This window comes from Streptomyces sp. NBC_01013, assembly GCF_045162765.1.
GTDB lineage: Bacteria > Actinomycetota > Actinomycetes > Streptomycetales > Streptomycetaceae > Streptomyces.
Map to the genome: position 1 here is coordinate 5,755,946 of NZ_CP108687.1, position 14,784 is coordinate 5,770,729.

The 14,784-nt window shown below is 72.5% G+C and carries 14 protein-coding genes; 4 read left to right on the forward strand and 10 right to left on the reverse strand.

The genetic code is table 11. From position 1 onward, the window contains the following. The 4 genes from OG538_RS25000 to OG538_RS25015 all read right to left on the reverse strand — a co-directional run bounded on the left by OG538_RS25000 (position 1) and on the right by OG538_RS25015 (position 5,471). Entirely contained in the window at positions 1-1,173 is a 1,173-nt protein-coding gene (locus OG538_RS25000; RefSeq protein WP_406097154.1) for an alkaline phosphatase PhoX, read from the reverse strand. A gap of 116 nt (positions 1,174-1,289) precedes the next feature. After that, positions 1,290-1,661, reverse strand: coding sequence for a nitrite reductase small subunit NirD (gene nirD / locus OG538_RS25005; protein ID WP_406097156.1), 372 nt, complete (start codon positions 1,659-1,661; stop codon positions 1,290-1,292). Then, complete coding sequence (nirB, locus tag OG538_RS25010) at positions 1,661-4,255, reverse strand: nitrite reductase large subunit NirB (RefSeq protein WP_406097158.1); 2,595 nt, start codon at positions 4,253-4,255, stop codon at positions 1,661-1,663. The genes nirD and nirB overlap by 1 nt, the downstream gene beginning before the upstream one ends. A 1-nt stretch (position 4,256) precedes the next feature. Continuing rightward, a complete protein-coding gene (locus tag OG538_RS25015) occupies positions 4,257-5,471 on the reverse strand; it encodes an NAD(P)/FAD-dependent oxidoreductase (protein WP_406097160.1) in 1,215 nt (404 codons plus the stop codon). A gap of 182 nt (positions 5,472-5,653) precedes the next feature. Between OG538_RS25015 and OG538_RS25020 the strand changes: the two genes are divergently transcribed. Further along, positions 5,654-6,442, forward strand: a complete 789-nt coding sequence (locus tag OG538_RS25020) for a sulfite exporter TauE/SafE family protein (protein WP_406097162.1) — start codon at positions 5,654-5,656, stop codon at positions 6,440-6,442. A 16-nt stretch (positions 6,443-6,458) separates the two neighbouring features. Here the strand turns inward: OG538_RS25020 and OG538_RS25025 are convergent, their stop codons facing one another. The 4 genes from OG538_RS25025 to OG538_RS25040 form a co-directional block, all read right to left on the reverse strand. Next, positions 6,459-7,082 (reverse strand): class F sortase, encoded by a 624-nt coding sequence (locus tag OG538_RS25025; RefSeq protein ID WP_406097164.1) that lies wholly within the window; start codon positions 7,080-7,082, stop codon positions 6,459-6,461. Between the two features lie 118 nt (positions 7,083-7,200). Continuing rightward, positions 7,201-8,025 (reverse strand): hypothetical protein, encoded by an 825-nt coding sequence (locus OG538_RS25030; protein ID WP_406097166.1) that lies wholly within the window; start codon positions 8,023-8,025, stop codon positions 7,201-7,203. Positions 8,026-8,404: 379 nt separating this feature from the next. Further along, positions 8,405-8,866 (reverse strand): DUF5990 family protein, encoded by a 462-nt coding sequence (locus OG538_RS25035; RefSeq protein WP_406097168.1) that lies wholly within the window; start codon positions 8,864-8,866, stop codon positions 8,405-8,407. Positions 8,867-8,943: 77 nt separating this feature from the next. Next, positions 8,944-9,744 (reverse strand): aminotransferase class IV family protein, encoded by an 801-nt coding sequence (locus OG538_RS25040; RefSeq protein WP_406097170.1) that lies wholly within the window; start codon positions 9,742-9,744, stop codon positions 8,944-8,946. 87 nt (positions 9,745-9,831) lie between these two features. On the opposite strand from OG538_RS25040, the gene OG538_RS25045 reads away from it, so the two are divergent. Further along, entirely contained in the window at positions 9,832-10,455 is a 624-nt protein-coding gene (locus tag OG538_RS25045) for an NADPH-dependent FMN reductase (RefSeq protein WP_406097172.1), read from the forward strand. Positions 10,456-10,525: 70 nt separating this feature from the next. Continuing rightward, positions 10,526-10,864 carry a divalent-cation tolerance protein CutA gene (gene cutA, locus OG538_RS25050; protein ID WP_406097174.1) on the forward strand — a complete coding sequence of 113 codons (339 nt, stop codon included), beginning with the start codon at positions 10,526-10,528 and terminating at the stop codon, positions 10,862-10,864. Here the strand turns inward: cutA and OG538_RS25055 are convergent. Both OG538_RS25055 and OG538_RS25060 read right to left on the reverse strand, forming a co-directional pair. Next, positions 10,816-12,966, reverse strand: coding sequence for a molybdopterin oxidoreductase family protein (locus OG538_RS25055; protein ID WP_406097176.1), 2,151 nt, complete (start codon positions 12,964-12,966; stop codon positions 10,816-10,818). The two genes, cutA and OG538_RS25055, sit on opposite strands and share 49 nt — an antisense overlap. Positions 12,967-13,073: 107 nt before the next feature. Beyond that, positions 13,074-13,790, reverse strand: a complete 717-nt coding sequence (locus tag OG538_RS25060; RefSeq protein WP_406097178.1) for a vancomycin high temperature exclusion protein — start codon at positions 13,788-13,790, stop codon at positions 13,074-13,076. 117 nt (positions 13,791-13,907) lie between these two features. Here OG538_RS25060 and OG538_RS25065 point away from each other — a divergent pair, with 117 nt between their 5' ends. Continuing rightward, the gene (locus OG538_RS25065; RefSeq protein WP_406100290.1) at positions 13,908-14,741 is read left to right on the forward strand and encodes a Cof-type HAD-IIB family hydrolase; all 834 of its coding nucleotides are present in this window, start codon (positions 13,908-13,910) and stop codon (positions 14,739-14,741) included. Positions 14,742-14,784 lie beyond the last annotated feature (43 nt).

Genomic DNA, 14,784 nt, shown 5'->3' on the forward strand with positions numbered 1-14,784 from the left:
TCAGCTCCGGAACGGCCCCGTGACCTCGTAGGTGATGCCGCCGGAGGAGCTTCCGCTCGTCCCGCGCTGCGAGGAGAAGTAGAGCCTCGTGCCGTCCGGGGAGAACGCCGGCCCGGTGATCTCCGAGCCCGACTGGCCGCTGATCCGCAGGAACGGGGCGACGGTGTCGTCCGGGGTGATCAGGCAGATCTCCATGTTCCCGCCGTCCTCGGCGACGTACAGATCACCCGACGTGGACCGGGTGACGTTGTCCACGCCCGTCAGCGGGGCGCCGCCGCCGGAGACCAGCGAGTCGTCGTAGGCGAGCGAGATGCTGGACGCGTTCGCGTCGTAGGCCCACACCCGGTTGTCGCCCTTCGTGGTGAACCAGCAGGTGCCCGCCGCGTAGAAGCAGCCCTCGCCGCCGTTGAAGACCTTGGCGCCGGAGACCTGGTAGCGGGTCTGGGTGGGTGAGCCGTCCGGGTCGGGGACCGTCGCCCAGGTCACCGGGCCCGAGGTGCCGGTGCCCGCCACCAGGACCTGCAGGGTGCCGGATGACAGGTTGCCCCAGGTGGTGGGGCGGAAGCGGTAGAAGCGCCCGTCCGTCTCATCCTCGGTCAGGTAGACGTAGCCGTGGTCGGGGTCGGCCGCCGCCGCCTCGTGCTTGAAGCGGCCCAGCGCGGGGCGCTGCACGGCCGCGTTCACACCCCAGGGGTCCGTCTCGTACACGGATCCGCGGCTGACCTCCTCGCAGGAGAGCCAGGTGTTCCACGGGGTGCGGCCGCCCGCGCAGTTGTTGTTGGTGCCGGACAGGATCCGGTAGGCGGAGGTGACGGTTCCGGAGGAGTTGAAGCGCACCGCGCTCGCCCCGCCGCCGCTGCCGCTGCCGGAGGAGACTTCGGCGTTCGAGACATAGATCCAGCCGCTGCCGTCGGCGAACGTGGCGCCCCCGTCGGGTGCGCTGTGCCAGGCGTACGAGGTGCCGGGGACGGTCTGGCCCGAGCGGGCGACGATTCTGCTGGTGAAGCCGCTCGGCAGCAGGATGCCGTTGCCGTTGGCCGCCTGCAGCGTGCCGTACGGGCCGGTCGCCGGCTGGGCGGGGCCGGCGAAGGCGGCACCCCGCCACAGGGTGCCGCCGAAGGCCGCCGCCGAGCCGCTGATCACTGCGGTGCGCAAGAAGGTCCGACGTTCCACGATCACTCCACGGGTGACGTGAGGGCCCGCCGGTCCGGTCGGCCCGGCGGGTCGAACGTCAGGACACTAGGGGTGCGCAGTTGACGGAGCGTCAACGGTCAGTGAACGCGGGGCGATCAGTCCGCGCGGACCTCGAAGACCGGTACCGAGACCTCGTCGTCGTCCAGGCACGCGCCCGTCGCCAGGTCGAAGCGCTGTTTCAGGAGCGGGGAGGCGACGAACGGCTGCCCGCCGTCCGATCCGACCAGGCCGCGCGAGAGCACGTACGCCCCGGTGAACGGGTCGCGGTTGTCGATCGCGTACGTGCGCCCCGCCCGGTCCACGAAGAGCGCGACCTGCCGGCCGTCCGGGAGGAGGGCTGCGACACCGCGGCCCGGCGTCAGCAGCGAGCGGTCGCAGACCGTCAGCCAGTCGTCTCCGGCAGCGAGCCGGATGACCCGGGTGTCCGGCGCGGTCTCCATCGTTGCGTTCATCGTCTGGGTCGTCATCAGGAGGCGGTCCCTTCAAGAGTGCGGATGGCGAGAACCGGGCCCGCGAGGATGTCCAGGTCGGGCTTGACCTGATCGCGTTCCGGGACGAACTTCACCGACGGGTCGGGCGCGTCGGGGGCGTTGACGAAGGTGACGAAGCGGCGCAGCCGCTCCGGGTCGTTGATGGTCTCGGCCCACTCGTCGCGGTAGCCCCGGACGTGGTCGGCCATCAGCCGCTCCAGCTCGTCGCAGAGCCCCAGCGAGTCGTGGACGACGACGTCCCGTACGTGCTCCAGGCCGCCCTCGATCCGGTCCAGCCAGGTCGAGGTGCGCTCCAGCCGGTCCGCCGTGCGGATGTAGAACATCAGGAACCGGTCGATGAGGCGCACCAGTTCGGCATCCGAAAGGTCCTGGGCCAGCAGGTCCGCGTGGCGCGGGGTGGCGCCGCCGTTGCCGCCCACGTACAGGTTCCAGCCGCCGGCGGTGGCGATGATCCCGAAGTCCTTGCCGCGGGCCTCGGCGCATTCGCGGGCGCAGCCGGACACCGCCGACTTCAGCTTGTGGGGGGAGCGCAGGCCCCGGTAGCGCAGCTCCAGGTCGATCGCCATCCTCACGGAGTCCTGGACCCCGTAGCGGCACCAGGTCTGCCCCACGCATGACTTGACCGTCCGCAGTGACTTCCCGTACGCGTGCCCCGACTCGAAGCCCGCGTCGACCAGCCGGGTCCAGATCAGCGGCAGCTGGTCGACGCGGGCACCGAACAGGTCGATCCGCTGGCCTCCGGTGATCTTGGTGTAGAGCCCGAAGTCGCGCGCCACCTCGCCGATCACGATCAGCTTCTCCGGGGTGATCTCGCCGCCGGGAATGCGCGGCACGATCGAGTACGAGCCGTTGCGCTGGAGGTTGGCCAGGAAGTGGTCGTTGGTGTCCTGGAGGGCCGCCTGCTCGCCGTCCAGCACATAGCCGCTCGCGCCGACCGTCGGTGCCAGCGAGGCGATGACCGAACCGACCGTCGGCTTGCAGACCTCGCAGCCGTCGCCGCCGCGCGCCGCCTCCCGGCCGTGCGAGTCGAGCAGCTCGGCGTAGGAGGTGATCCCCAGGGTGCGGACGATCTCGTACAGCTCACTGCGGGTGTACGAGAAGCAGCCGCACAGGCCCTTGTCCTGGCTCTGCGGGAGCAGCTGGCCAATGACCTTGACGCAACTGCCGCAGCCCGTACCGGCCTTGGTGCACTTCTTCACCTCCGGCAGCGTGGTGTGCTCGCAGATCGCGCCCTTGGTGACGTTGTGGCAGGAGCAGATGACTGCCTCGTCGGGCAGCGAGGAGGGGCCGAGGGTGACCGGTGCGCCCGCACCGGCGGGCAGCACCAGCTGTTCGGGGGCGACCGGCAGGACCGTGCCCGTCATCGGGCGGAGCGTGCCGTACTGGTCGGCGTCCCCGACGAGGACCCCGCCGAGCAGCGTGCCGTCCTGGCCGATCACCAGCTTCTTGTAGACGCCGGAGCGGGAGTCCGCGTACACGACGTCCAGGCAGCCCTCGGAGGTGCCGTGGGCGTCACCGAAGGACGCCACGTCCACACCGAGCAGCTTCAGCTTCGTCGACAGATCGGCGCCGGTGAACGCCGCTTCCCTGCCCGCGATCACCTCGGCTGCCGTCTGTGCCATCTCGTAGCCGGGCGCCACCAGGCCGTACACCCGGCCGTCCGAGGCGAGCGCGCACTCGCCGATCGCGAAGACCGCCGGGTCGGAGGTCCGGCACTCCTCGTCGACGACGATGCCGCCGCGCTGCCCGACCTCCAGACCGCAGTCCCGGGCCAGCTGGTCGCGGGGCCTGACGCCGGCAGAGAAGACCACCAGGTCCGTGGCGAGCGAGGAGCCGTCGGAGAGCGACATCCCGTTCACCGAGCCGTCCTCGCCCGCGGTGACCTCCTGCGTACCGACGCCCGTGTGGACGGTCAGGCCCATGTTCTCGATGGTGCGCAGCAGCGCCGCGCCGCCGCCGTCGTCGACCTGGACCGGCATCAGCCGCGGCGCGAACTCCACCACGTGGGTGTCGAGGCCGAGGCCCTTCAGCGCGCCCGCAGCCTCCAGACCGAGCAGTCCGCCGCCGACGACCGCGCCGGTCGTCGCCGTCTTCGCGTACTCCTCGATGGCGAGGAGGTCCTCGATCGTCCGGTAGACGAAGCAGCCCTCGCTGTCCTTGCCGGGGACCGGCGGGACGAACGGGTAGGAACCGGTGGCCAGCACCAGCGTGTCGTAGCCGAAGGTCTCGCCGGAGCGCGCGGTGACCGTGCGCGCCTCGCGGTCCAGGGACTCGGCGGGGTCACCGACCCGCAGCTCGAAGCCGTGCCGCTCCATGAAGCCCTGCTCGACCAGCGACAGGTCCTCGGGGGTCTTCCCCGAGAAGTACGAGGTCAGCTGCACCCGGTCGTAGGCGGCGCGGGGCTCCTCGCAGAGGACGACGACCCGGGCGGTGCCGGCGGTGGCGGTCAGCCCGCGGTCGGCAAGCGCCTCCAGGAACCGCTGGCCGACCATTCCGTGCCCGACGACCACGATGGTCGGCACGGCTGCTGTGGTGGAGGTGTGGGCGGTCGGGATAGTGGACACCGGCATCTCAGAAGCCTCCGTCGTTGGTGAGCAGGTGGAGCAGGGACGTTTCGGCGGGGAGCGGTGCGTCGTCCTGCCAGGTGCGGGCCAGGGTGCCGACCGCGGCGAGATCGCCGAGCAGCACACCGCCGGCCAGCCGGTCGCCGCGGACGACGACCGTGCGGTACGCGCCCCGGGTGGCGTCCGCCAGCCGGATCACGTCGTCGCCGGGCAGCGGCCGCGAGTCGCCGAACGCGGCGAGATCGAGCGACCCCGCACCGGGGTCGTCCGGGCCGTTGAGCGTCAGCCGGGTCAGCGCCCGGGTGCCGTCGTAGCGGGCGGGCCGCCCGGCCAGTACCTCGGCGAGCACATCGGCCTGTTCCAGTGCCGGGCCCGCGAGCCCGTACACGGTGGAGCGGTGCTCGGCGCAGTCGCCCACGGCGTGGATGTACGGATCGGAGGTGCGCAGCTCGTCGTCGACGACGACACCCTTGCGGACCTCCAGACCGGCCGCCTGCGCGAGCCCCGTGCGGGGACGCACCCCGCAGGCCAGCACGGTGATCTCGGCGGCAAGCTCGTAGCCGTCGGCGAGCTCCACCGCACGGACCGCACCCCCGGAGCAGCGCAGCCCGCGGACCCGGCACTCGGTGTGCACCTCTACGCCGAGCGACTCCAGATGGCTGCGCAGCAGCCCGGCCGACTCCGCGTCCAGCTGGCGTTCCATGAGGTGCTCGCCCTGCTGGGCCAGCACCACCTGGGCGCCGCACTCGGCCAGCGCGCGGGCCGCCGACACGCCCAGGAGACCGCCGCCGATGACGACCGCGCTCACCCCCGGCCGTACCGAGGCGCGCAGCGCCATGCAGTCGTCGAGTGTGCGGAAGGCGTGCACCCCGTCCGGCATCGTGTTCCCGAGCCCGCGCAGCGGCGGGAGCACCGGGTTGGAGCCGGTCGCCAGAACCAGCCGCCCGTACCGCACGACGCTTCCGTCGTCGCAGTGCACCAGCCGGTCGTCCCGGTCGATCCGCACCACCCGCACCCCGCGCCTGACCTCGGCCGGGGGAAGTGCGATCACGTCCGCCGGATACCGGCCGGCCAGCACCTCGGCCAGCAGCACCCGGTTGTAGGGGGCGTGCGACTCCTCGCCGATGACGGTGACATCGGGCACCTTGGCGGCGAGGCGTGCGCCCGCCATTCCGGCGCCGATCACCACCACCCGCGCCGTGTTCTCCGTCCGTGTCCTCATGACTGGAAGCGTGACCGGGGGGTGTTACCCGTCCGGATCCCCACTGTTTCCCGGGAGGAACCTTGCGCTCAGCGCCCACGGAGTGTGTCTGTGAGGGCCGTCGAGGGCGCCGAGCTCAGAAGTGGCTCAAGAATTCCGGGACGGTTGGACGGGACACGTACCGTTTCCTTAGGGTCGCGATCATGCCTGACATAACCCTGACCACCCTCGTCGTGCTGTGCCTCGCCGCGGCCGCGGCCGGCTGGATCGACGCGGTGGTCGGCGGCGGCGGACTGCTCCTGCTGCCCGCGCTGCTGCTCGGACTGCCGCACGTCCCGGCCGCGCAGATCCTCGGCACCAACAAGGCGGTCGCGATCGTCGGCACGTCGGGCGCGGCCGTCACCTACGCGCGCAGGGCGCCGGTGAAGATCGGCACGGCGGTACGGATCGGGCTGGCGGCACTCGCCGGATCGATGACCGGTGCCTTCTTCGCCGCCGGGATCAGCAGCGAGGTGCTGCGCCCGGTGATCATGGTGGTGCTGCTGGCCGTCGCCGCGTTCGTGATGCTGCGGCCCCAGTTCGGCCGGCCGGCCGAGGACGGCACCGCGCCCCGGGTCACCCGGGCCCGCACCGTCACCGCGATCGTCCTGGTGGGCGGCGGCATCGGCCTGTACGACGGGCTTTTCGGCCCGGGCACCGGCACCTTCCTCGTGCTGGCGCTCACCGCGGTGCTCCACCTCGACCTGGTGACGGCCTCCGCCACCGCCAAGATCGTCAACGTCTGCACCAACGGCGGGGCCCTGGCGATGTTCGCCTACCAGGGCAACGTGATGTGGCAGCTGGCCGCGCTGATGGCGGTGTTCAACCTCGCGGGCGGCCTGTTCGGGGCGCGGATGGCGCTGCGCAAGGGCAGCGAATTCGTCCGCGGGGTGCTGCTGGTGGTGGTCTTCTCGCTGGTCGCCAAGCTCGCGTTCGACCAGTGGCAGGCCTGAGGGGCCGTCGGGTCCTTCAGCGCACGCCGGTGAGGTGCGCGTAGGCGACCACATTGCCCTCGTAGCCGGTGGCGTCGGAGAACCCGCCGCCGCAGGTGATCAGGCGCAGCGAGGCGTGCTCCGAGGCCCCGTACACCCGCCGGTCGGGGAAGTCGTCGTTGTCGTACACCTCGATCGCGTCGACCGAGAAGAGCGCCGTGCGGCCGTCCTGGCGGAGCACCTCGACGGTGGTGCCCTTCCTCATCGACCCCAGGTCGTAGAAGACGGACGGCCCCTGGGCGTTGTCGACGTGACCGGCGACGATCGCGGTGCCCTTGGCGCCGGGCGGTGGGCCGTCCTTGTACCAGCCGACGATGTCGGTGTTCCCGGCCGGCGGTACGTCGAGGCTGCCGTCCGGTCCGAGCCCCAGCCGCATCATCGGGGCGTCCACCCGGATGCCGGGAATCCTGATGCGCACGGGGGCGGAGGGCCGCAGCGGCTCGGCGACCGGCGATCCGGGCAGCAGGCCGGGACCGGCGGCGAAGGCGTCGGCGGACGTCGGGGCCGGTGGGGTCAGCTGGGTGCCGGCGCCGTTCCGGATCAGCCAGAGGCCGGCCAGCGCCGCGACGACGAGCAGCCAGCCCTTGGCCTTCTGGGACACGGTCGTCCTCCGGGTGACGGGGACCGGACGGGCCGGGCCCGGGTGGGAAGGGTCCCGTCCCGGTGGCGCGAGGCCACCGGGACGGAATCCGGGCGGTACGGAGAGGTGGAAGTCTCCGTCAGCTGCCGTCCTGCGTGCCGCTCGCCCGACGACGCAGGAGCCAGGCTCCGCCGACGGCGGTCGCGGCGAGTACGCCGGCTCCCGCCGCGATCTGGGTGGTGTCCGGTCCGACGCTGCCGCCGACACCGGTCTTCACATGCCCCGTGGGGGCGGTGGGCGCGGCCGAGGGGTGGTGGCCGGAGGGGTTCTCGTAACCGTCGGACGGGTCCTCGTGCCCGGCGGAACTCTCGTGCCCGGAGGGGATCGGGCGGGGGGTGGGCGTGCCGCGCCCGGCGAGGAGCGCGGGGGCGTCCGGCACGAGGGCCGCACCGGAGGCCTCGGCCTCGTCGAGTCCGGTGGCGTCGTACTCCTCGGAGTCGTACAGGTCCGAAGGCAGACCGGCATCGGCGGGGGAGTCCGCCTCGGAGGACCCCGCGGCGCTGTCCTTGACCGCACTGTCCTTGCCCGCGGTACCCGCCGTCTTCACCTCGATCTCCCCGGTGGCCCGCTTCCCGTTCTCGCAGGCTACGTCGATGCTGTACGGCCCCGGCTCGATGTTGCCCGGAACCCGGAACGAACCGGCCAGGACCTCCTTGAGGGTGGCCGGAGCCAGCGCGAAGTCCGAGGCGTCCAGGGCGCTCGCGTCACCCGTGGCGGCGGTGTCTCCGCCGCAGGCGCTGGTGTTCACGGTGACGGTGGCGCCCGGGGCGGCACTCGCGGGGGTGATCTCCAGTGGCCCCAGCTCATCCCCGTACGCGGACGGGGCGGCGGCACTGAGGCCGAGCGCGGCAGCGGCGAGGGCCGCGGCAGCGGTGCCGGTCACGAGGCGGGCAGGACTGCGCATGGGGTTCCTCCGAGCGGGATGGCGCGGGCTGGTTGTCCTGGTTCCGAGCTAACGGCCGGTCCGCCATCCATGCCTGTTGACACCGGGTCAGCTTTCACCCGTTCGGACCGGCGCCGCCTCCTTGCAGGCGTGCATGTGCGCAGGTCACCGCGGTGATGGTGGAGCTGGGGCCCCATCCTTCGGTGTCCGGTGCCGATCGGGTGATGGCGACCGAAGGGGGAAGTGGCGTACGTCACACGCATGAGTCGGTCGTTCGGGGGCACACGAAGTACACCCCCCACGGGACGGTGCGCTCAGCCGCCCCCGGCCACTGCTCTCACCGGGCCCGCCCCCCCCTGGGCCCGGTGAGAGTGGTCGTCCTGCGCCGGAAGGTGCTCCCTCAGGCCGGTGCGCCGGCGGACCACCGGATGACGGGCGGCCGGACCCTGGCGCAGAGCGGCTGCCCCTTGGTGTCGGAGAGTGGCAGTCGTGCCGTGAGGTGCCCGGAGCGCACGGCGGCTTCGAGGACGTGCGCGTCGATGTCGGCGAACATCAGCTTGGCCCGCCGGAACATGGAGAACAGGCCGTCCGCGTCGACCGTGCCCCACGACAGGTAGACGAACCGTCCGCCGAGCCGGTCCTGCACGTACGGGCCGCTCACCTCGATGCCGTCCGGGCCGGCGGCGGTGGCGCAGTCCAGGGTCCAGCGCGCGGAGGCGGCGTCGCCCGGGTGCAGCCCCAGCAGCTCATCGGGCCGGTCCTTGCGCTGGACGCCCACGTGGATGTTCTGGCGGCCGGCGAAGTCGCCACCGGGGCCGCAGTCGCGACCGGGCAGGTGGGAGCCCTCGATGTGGATCTGCATGCGCGGCGGAGGTCCTTCGGTCGGTTACTGCACGGTCTCCATGGTCCATCGTCCCGGCGGCCCGCCGGGCCGGTGCGTCAGACGGTGTCCCAGGGGGCGGCCTCGTAGGCGGCAGCCAGCCGTTTCATCAGCTCCCCGTCGACCGTGAACGCCGTGTCGTCGATCCGGGCGACCGGTGCCATGCCCTGGGAGTTGGTGACGAACGCCGAACGGTAGGCCCCCAGTCCGCTCAGGTTCACCGGCCGGCGCAGCGACGGCACGCCCGCGCCGGGCAACTCCTGCTCCAGCAGCGCCATGGTGATGCCCAGCAGCGCGGGTGCCTGGGGCCAGACGACCGAAGTGCCTTCCCAGAAACCGATGTTGGTGATCGCCCCCTCGGTCACTCCGCCGTCCGGCAGGGTCAGCAGCGCGTCGTCGAAGCCGGCCCGGCGGGCGAGCTCCCCGTAGTACGTCTGGCCGAATTCGCCGGGGCGCTTGAGGTGCGGCGCGGTGCGCGCAAACGGGACGGACTGCAGGCTGACCGGCCACGGGTCCATCCGGGCCGGCCCGCGCACCGTGACCATGACGGTCGTCGCGGCGGCGCCCGGCGGTCGCAGTCCTTGCACGCGCACTGCGGCGTCCGTCGTGCCCGCGCCCCGTAGCGCGTGCCGGATCAGTTCCCGTACCGGGCCGCCCTTCAGGGGAAGTTCGAACAGTTCCCGGTTCGCGGAGTCCAGCCGCTCCAGATGGAGTCCCAGGCCGCGTACCCGGCCGTCCCTGACCTGCATGGCCGTGAAATGGCCGTAGCCGAAGAAGGCGGCCGTGCGCAGGTCGTCCTCGGTGGCCGGATGTCCGTCGAACTCGGCGTAGGGGAGCGGGGCGGCTGCTGGAAGCGTCATGCCGACCACCGTATGCCGACCCGCGCGACGGGAGGGCCGGCGGTGCGGGCTTGACCTCAACCATGGTTGACGTACGAGCCTCTTCGCATGGACCTCACCACAGCCGCAACTGCGGCCACCGCTCTGCCCGGGACCGCACCCCTCAAGGTCGCGGTCATCCTCGCCAGCAACCGCGAGGGCCGGTTCGCGCCCGTCGTCGCCGACTGGTTCCGCTCCCGTACCGACGGCCACCCCGGCATCGAGACCGACCTGGTCGACGTCGCCGCACTCGCCCTCCCGACCGCCCTCTCCCACCGCCCCGGACCCGAGGACCAGGTCCTGCTGGCCGAGGTCTCCGGCCGGCTGGCAGCCGCCGACGCCTTCGTCGTCATCACCCCGGAGTACAACCACTCCTACCCGGCCCCGCTCAAGAACCTCATCGACTGGCACCGCGCCGAATGGCAGGCCAAACCCGTCGCGTTCGTCTCCTACGGCGGGGTCTCCGGCGGTCTGCGCGCGGTCGAGCACCTGCGGCAGGTCTTCGCCGAGCTGCACGCCGTCTCCATCCGGGACACCGTCTCGTTCCACAACGCCGGTGCCCTCTTCGACGACGAGGGCACGCACCGCGACCCGGTCGGCCCCGACGCGGCGGCGAAGTCACTCCTGGACCAACTGGTCTGGTGGGGCAGGGCGCTGAGGGATGCCAAGGCGGCCCATCCGTACGGAGGCTGACTGCGCGGCGGCACCACCTGGTCGACAATCGGCAGGAGAGCCCCGCTGCCGATACCCGAGGAGACCGCAGGTGACACCGCCCGCATGGCTGACCGTACTGACCGCGACGGACAGCGAGGAGAAGGCCCAGCTCCTGGCGCAGGGCGCGGTGGAGGCGAGGCTGGCCGCCTGCGTCCAGATCTCCGCGCCCGTCACCTCGGTGTACCGGTGGCAGAACGCCATCGAGACCACCGAGGAGTGGCAGCTGTCCTTCAAGACGACGGCCGAACGGTACGACGAGCTGGAGGAGTACCTCCAGGAGGCGCACGACTACGACACCCCGGAGATCATCGCCCTGCCGGTGCTCCGGGGCAGCGCCCGCTATCTGGGCTGGGTGTCGGCGCAGACGGCCCCGGTGACCTCGCTCTGAGCGGCACCGGAGCCAGGGACGACCGCCTCCACGCGCACCGCGCACACCTTGAACTCCGGCATCTTCGACACCGGGTCCAGGGCCGGGTTGGTCAGCGTGTTGGCCCGGCCCTCACCCGCCCAGTGGAACGGCATGAACACGGTGTCCTCCCGGATCGACACGGTGATCCTGGCGGGCGCCACCGCCCGCCCGCGCCGTGAGGTGACCGCCACCGGACCGCCCTCGGTCACCCCGATCCGCTCGGCGAGCCGCGGGTGCAGTTCCACGAAGGGCCCCGGGGCGGCGGCGTTGAGCTCCGCCACCCGGCGGGTCTGCGCCCCCGACTGGTACTGGGCGACGACCCGGCCCGTGGTCAGCACCACCGGATACTCCGCGTCCGTCTCCTCGGCGGACGGCCGGTGCGTCACGGGTACGAACCGGGCCCGCCCGTCGTCCGTCGCGAACCGGTCCAGGAACAGCCGCGGCGTACCGGCGTGCTCCGTGTCCGGACAGGGCCAGAAGACCCCGTCCTCGGCGGCGATCCGCTCGTACGTGATGCCCGCGTAGTCCGCCGGGCCGCCCGCCGAGGCCCGGCGCAACTCGTCGAACACCTCCGCCGGGTCGGCCGGGAACCCCTTCCCGTGCCCCAGGAGACCGGCCAGCCCGTGCAGCACGTCCAGATCGCTGCGCACGCCCTCGGGCGCGGTGACCGCACGCCGGCGCAGCAGCACCCGGCCCTCCAGATTGGTCGTGGTCCCCGTTTCCTCGGCCCACTGCGTCACCGGAAGCACCACATCGGCCAGCGCGGCCGTCTCCGACAGCACCACATCGGCGACCGCGAGGAAGTCCAGCGACCGCAGCCGCTCCTCCACATGACCCGCGTGCGGCGCGGAGACCACCGGATTCGACCCCATCACCAGCAGCGCCCGCACCTCGGTGCCCAGCGCGTCCAGCAACTCGTAGGCACTGCGCCCCGGCCCCGGAAGCGAGTCGGGATCGACCCCCCACACCCCGGCGACATGGCGGCGCGCCGCCGGGTCGGTGAGCTTGCGGTACCCGGGCAACTGGTCGGCCTTCTGGCCGTGTTCGCGGCCGCCCTGGCCGTTTCCCTGCCCGGTCAGACAGCCGTAGCCGGACAGCGGGCGGCCCGCGCGCCCGGTGGCCAGCGCGAAGTTGATCCAGGCCCCGACGGTGTCCGTACCCTTCGACTGCTGCTCGGGCCCCCGCGCGGTCAGCACCATGCCGCTCTCCGCGTCGCAGAACATCTCGACGGCCGCCCGCAGCTGGGGCACCGGGACGCCGGTCAGCCGCTCCACCAGCTCCGGCCAATGGGCCATCACCCCGGCCCGCGCCTCGTCCCAGCCGCTGGTGCGCTCCCGTACGAACTCCTCGTCCACCCGCCCCTGCGACACCACCAGGTGCAGCATGCCGAGCGCGAGCGCCAGGTCGGTGCCGGGCCGGGGGGCGAGGTGGAGGTCGGCCTGCTCGGCGGTCCGGGTGCGGCGCGGATCGATGACGATCAGCCGGCCGCCGTTCTCCCGCAGTTCGGTCAGATAGCGCAGCGCGGGCGGCATGGTCTCCGCCAGGTTCGATCCCACGAGGATCACGCACCCGGTGCGCGGGATGTCCTCCAGCGGGAACGGCAGCCCGCGGTCGAGGCCGAAGGCGCGCTGGTGCGCGGCGGCCGCCGACGACATGCAGAACCGCCCGTTGTAGTCGATCTGAGAGGTGCCGAGCACCACGCGGGCGAACTTCCCGAGTGCGTACGCCTTCTCGTTGGTCAGCCCACCGCCGCCGAACACCCCGACCGCGTCGGCCCCGTGCTCCGCGCGCGTGCCCCGCAGCCCTTCGGCGATACGGGCCAGCGCCTCGTCCCACCCGGCCGGCTCCAGCTCCCCGCTCGCCGCACTGCGCACGAGCGGCCCGGTCAGCCGCACCGCGGAGGACAGCACGGCGGGAGCGGACCGGCCCTTGCCGCACAGCGCTCCCCGGTTCACGGGGAAGGCGGTGCGCTCCTCGACCTCGACGACCGCGTCGCCGGCGGCCGGGCGCAGGTTCATGCCGCACTGCAGTGCGCAGTACGGGCAGTGGGTCGCGGTGGCGGCAGTAGCGGTGCTGGTCATGGTCCCAGACTGCGAGCCGGGTGTTACACGGGTGCCCGCTCCCGGTTACACCACCGGTACGCCCACCTCAGCCCGCCGCGCACCCGGCGGTGAGGTGAGCGGCGCCGTCACCGGGCAGATGCCGCGAGCGCGCTCTCCACCCCGGGCTCCTTGGGCCCCAGGAAGCGCGGATCGGGCTTGAACAGGGCGTCCAGGGCGGCCTTCCCCGCCGCGAACACCTCGCGAGTGCCGCCGTAGTACCAGGTCGCTTCGTGTACGGCCTCGACCCCGACGCCGTAGGCGTCGATCCCCGCCGCCCGGCAGAGCGCGATCGCCCGCCGGATGTGGAACCCCTGGCTCACCAGCACGGCCCGCTCGACCCCGAAGATCTTCCGGGCCCTCACGCACGAGTCCCAGGTGTCGAAGCCGGCGAAGTCACTGACGATCCTGCTGTCCGGCACCCCGTGCGCCACCAGGTACGTGCGCATCGCGTCCGGCTCGTCGTACTCCACCCGGCTGTTGTCGCCGGTCACCAGCACGACCTTCACCTTCTTGTCCCGGTACAGCTCGGCCGCGGTCCGCAGCCGGTTCGCGAGGTACGGGGACGGCTTGCCCTCCCACAGTCCCGCGCCGAACACCACGGCGACCTGCTGCGCGGGCACGTCCGCCGTCGTCCTGACCCGGGCGTCGGCGACGGTGTGCATCCAGGTGGCCGGGGCCAGTGCCAGCACACAGGCGACCATCACGCCCTGCACGGCCAGGCGCCGCCCCCGCCGGGTCCGCAGCCGGACCGCGGTCCGCCGCAGCGCCCGGACCGCCCGCCCTCTCCATGACCTCAGCCGCATCAAAGCCCCCATGTCGCTCTTGTCGTGTCGCACCGTCCCCTATCGCTTGACGAGCGGACGGCCGAAACGGTTCTCCGCCACACCCGTCGGTAGCATCGGCCGATGTTGCTCCCACGGCTGATCGCCTCGGATCTAGACGGCACCCTGCTCCGTAACGACGGCACCCTCTCCCCGCGCACTCTGCGCGCCCTGCGCGCGGCCGAGGAGGCCGGCACGGAGATCGTCATCGTCACCGCCAGGCCTCCCCGCTTCGTCGACCGGCTCGCCGAGGCCACCGGCCTCGCGGGCACGGCGGTGTGCAGCAACGGGGCACTCGTGTACGACATCGCGACCCGCACCGTCGTCTCCTCCCGCATCCTCCCCGTGACCACCGCCCACCGGGTCGCCACCGCACTGGCCGCCGTCGTGCCCGGGGTGGGCTTCGCCCTGGAGACCGGCAATCAGGTGGTGTACGAACCGGCCTACCGGCTGCGCATGTCGGAGGACGCCGGCGCCGAACTCCCCGTACCGACCCTCGCCGACCTCTGGCTCACCGAGGCCCCCGTCACCAAACTGCTCGCCTGGTCGGACCGGCTCGACGCCGACACCCTGATGGCCGCCGCCAGGCCGGGCGCGGGCGACGAGGTGCAGCTCACCCACTCGGGCGGGCGCGGACTGCTGGAGATCAGCGCCCCCGGCGTCACCAAGGCCGGCACCCTGGCGGTGCTGTGCGCCGCACGGGGCATCGACGCCACCGAGGTCATCGCCTTCGGCGACATGCCCAACGACCTCACCGCCCTCGCCTGGGCAGGCAGGGGTTACGCCATGGCCAACGCCCATCCGGCCGTACTGGCGGCCGTGCCGACGCACACCGGAACCAACGAGGAGGACGGTGTCGCCGACGTCATCGAGCGGTTGTTCGCCGCGCAGGTCCGGCCCCGCCGTCCGACAGCGGGCAGGGGCTCATGGTGAGGCGGCGGAAAACGCCTGTGACCGGCGCGCAACGACCCGGCAA

Excerpts from the sequence above, each read along its gene's own strand:
- OG538_RS25055 (WP_406097176.1), bottom strand. The coding sequence starts at position 12,966 with ATGACCAGCACCGCTACTGCCGCCACCGCGACCCACTGCCCGTACTGC.
- OG538_RS25020 (WP_406097162.1), top strand. The coding sequence starts at position 5,654 with ATGCCTGACATAACCCTGACCACCCTCGTCGTGCTGTGCCTCGCCGCG.
- OG538_RS25030 (WP_406097166.1), bottom strand. The coding sequence starts at position 8,025 with ATGCGCAGTCCTGCCCGCCTCGTGACCGGCACCGCTGCCGCGGCCCTC.
- OG538_RS25040 (WP_406097170.1), bottom strand. The coding sequence starts at position 9,744 with ATGACGCTTCCAGCAGCCGCCCCGCTCCCCTACGCCGAGTTCGACGGA.
- OG538_RS25060 (WP_406097178.1), bottom strand. The coding sequence starts at position 13,790 with ATGCGGCTGAGGTCATGGAGAGGGCGGGCGGTCCGGGCGCTGCGGCGG.
- OG538_RS25015 (WP_406097160.1), bottom strand. The coding sequence starts at position 5,471 with ATGAGGACACGGACGGAGAACACGGCGCGGGTGGTGGTGATCGGCGCC.
- nirD (WP_406097156.1), bottom strand. The coding sequence starts at position 1,661 with ATGACGACCCAGACGATGAACGCAACGATGGAGACCGCGCCGGACACC.
- nirB (WP_406097158.1), bottom strand. The coding sequence starts at position 4,255 with ATGCCGGTGTCCACTATCCCGACCGCCCACACCTCCACCACAGCAGCC.
- OG538_RS25045 (WP_406097172.1), top strand. The coding sequence starts at position 9,832 with ATGGACCTCACCACAGCCGCAACTGCGGCCACCGCTCTGCCCGGGACC.
- OG538_RS25035 (WP_406097168.1), bottom strand. The coding sequence starts at position 8,866 with ATGCAGATCCACATCGAGGGCTCCCACCTGCCCGGTCGCGACTGCGGC.